2 protein-coding genes are annotated in these 2,633 nt (G+C 68.9%); both read left to right on the top strand.

Annotated features, from left to right (window positions below):
* A partial coding sequence (locus ACOADB_RS20875; RefSeq protein ID WP_378602982.1) for a hypothetical protein occupies positions 1-808 on the top strand: 808 nt, incomplete at its 5' end.
* Between the two features lie 133 nt (positions 809-941).
* Complete coding sequence (gene groL, locus ACOADB_RS20870) at positions 942-2,573, top strand: chaperonin GroEL (protein ID WP_182379717.1); 1,632 nt, start codon at positions 942-944, stop codon at positions 2,571-2,573.
* Positions 2,574-2,633: the final 60 nt, after the last annotated feature.

Raw genomic sequence — 2,633 nt, 5'->3', positions numbered from 1 at the left:
CCATCCCGCCGGCGTGCGCGCCGTGGCCGTCTACCAGCTCGCCGGTGAGAGTGTCGCGCCCGGTCGGGTGGTCGTGATCGGCGCCGACCGGACGTCGTACTCACTGGACGTGGGCCGGCTCGACCGGGTCACCGACGAGCAGGGCAATGCGCAGTCGGCGCTGACCCAGGAGAGCCTCGCGCCCGACGGCAAGCACGTGTTCTTCGTCCAGGACAGCTCGCTGGAGGTCTACGACCTGATGAAGGGCTCGTGGTCGAGCTACGACATCGTGCCGTGGATGGGCGAGCAAGCGCTCTGGCTCAACTCCGCCGAAGTCTGGACGCCCGGCGAGCTGGGCCCACCCGACGGAGTCGGGACGACGTACGACGTCACGGGGTCCGGCATCGATTCGTCCTCGGGCGGCCCGGACGTGCCGCGGGTGTGGGACACGTCCGACGAACCGTTTGGGCCGATCCGGGTCTCGAGGAAGGACGGTGCTGCGCAGGCCATGTTCCTCGCCGAACCCGCGACGGGACCGACGGGCGGCCCGGTGGGTGGCACGGACGCGGTCGCGGCCCGGGTGGGGACCGTGGAGGGCGAGGACGTCCATCTCCTGGTCATGCCCGGCCTGGACGAGGGCCGCTGGAAGGGCTGTTGCCCCGTCGCCGGCTGGCTCGACGACGAGACGGTGCTGCTGCAGTCCCGCTCCGGTACGTCGCGGATCCTCGCGTGGCGGGTCGGGACCCCGGACCTCCAGCGGGTCTCCCGCCTCGTGGGCTGGGAGCCCGGCGAAGAGGTGCCCGTGGGGAGCTTCGCCGACCTTCGCTGAACGTCTTTTCCTTGCACTCGCAGGGGTCGAGTGCTAAACATGAGGCTGGCACTCGTAAGATCAGAGTGCCAATCCCGGACCGGCCCTTCGGACCGGATCACCACGAACGCACCTGCGAAGGATCGCAAGAGACATGTCGAAGCTGATTGCTTTCAACGAAGAGGCCCGGCGCGGGCTCGAGCGTGGCATGAACACGCTCGCCGACGCCGTCAAGGTCACCCTCGGCCCCAAGGGCCGCAACGTCGTCCTGGAGAAGAAGTGGGGCGCCCCCACGATCACCAACGACGGTGTTTCCATCGCCAAGGAGATCGACCTCGAGGACCCCTACGAGCGCATTGGCGCCGAGCTGGTCAAGGAGGTCGCCAAGAAGACCGACGACGTCGCCGGTGACGGTACGACCACCGCGACCGTGCTCGCCCAGGCCCTCGTCAAGGAAGGCCTCCGCAACGTTGCCGCGGGCGCCAACCCGATGGGCCTCAAGCGCGGCATCGAGGCGGCTGTCACGGCCGTGACCGAGCAGCTGCTCGCCCTGGCCAAGGACGTCGAGACGCGCGAGCAGATCGCCGCCACCGCCACCATCTCCGCCGGTGGCGACGCCACAGTCGGTGACGCCATCGCCGAGGCGATGGACAAGGTCGGCAAGGAGGGCGTGATCACGGTCGAGGAGTCGAACACCTTCGGCATCGACCTCGAGCTCACCGAGGGCATGCGGTTCGACAAGGGCTACATCTCGGCCTACTTCGTCACCGACCCCGAGCGCATGGAGACGGTCCTCGAGGACGCCTACGTCCTCATCGCCAACTCCAAGATCAGCAACGTCAAGGACCTGCTGCCGCTCCTGGAGAAGGTCATGCAGTCGGGCAAGCCGCTCGTCATCCTCGCCGAGGACGTCGACGGCGAGGCGCTGTCGACCCTGGTCGTCAACAAGATCCGTGGCACGTTCAAGTCGGTCGCCGTCAAGGCCCCCGGCTTCGGCGACCGCCGCAAGGCCATGCTGCAGGACATCGCGATCCTGACCGGCGGCCAGGTCATCTCCGAAGAGGTCGGCCTCAAGCTGGAGACCGCTGGTCTCGAGCTGCTCGGCCAGGCCCGCAAGGTCGTCATCACCAAGGACGAGACCACCATCGTCGAGGGTGCCGGCGACGCTGGCCAGATCGAGGGTCGGGTCAACCAGATCCGTGCCGAGATCGAGAAGTCGGACTCCGACTACGACCGCGAGAAGCTCCAGGAGCGCCTCGCGAAGCTGGCCGGCGGCGTGGCCGTCATCAAGGTCGGCGCGGCCACCGAGGTCGAGCTCAAGGAGCGCAAGCACCGCATCGAGGACGCCGTCCGCAACGCGAAGGCTGCCGTCGAAGAGGGCATCCTGCCCGGCGGCGGTGTCGCACTGGTCCAGGCCGGCGCGACCGCGTTCGAGAAGCTGGAGCTCGAGGGTGACGAGGCCACCGGTGCGAACATCGTTCGCGTCGCGCTCTCGGCCCCGCTGAAGCAGATCGCGATCAACGCCGGCCTCGAGGGCGGCGTCGTTGCGGAGAAGGTCGCCGGTCTCCCGGCCGGCCAGGGCCTCAACGCCGCGACCGGCGAGTACGTCGACCTGCTGGCCGCGGGCATCATCGACCCGGCCAAGGTCACCCGCTCGGCGCTGCAGAACGCCGCGTCGATCGCCGCGCTGTTCCTCACCACCGAGGCCGTCGTGGCCGACAAGCCGGAGAAGGCTGCCGCTGGTGGCGGCGACCCGACCGGTGGCATGGGCGGCATGGACTTCTGAGTTCCACCGCGTAGCAATCGCTTGCAGGGCCTCCGCTTCGGCGGGGGCCCTGTGGCGTTT

This window comes from Nocardioides sp. CPCC 206348, assembly GCF_048654705.1.
GTDB lineage: Bacteria > Actinomycetota > Actinomycetes > Propionibacteriales > Nocardioidaceae > Nocardioides.
The sequence above is the reverse complement of the archived record's forward strand: the minus strand, read 5'-3'. Positions and strand labels throughout refer to the sequence as shown.

Excerpts from the sequence above, each read along its gene's own strand:
- groL (WP_182379717.1), top strand. The coding sequence starts at position 942 with ATGTCGAAGCTGATTGCTTTCAACGAAGAGGCCCGGCGCGGGCTCGAG.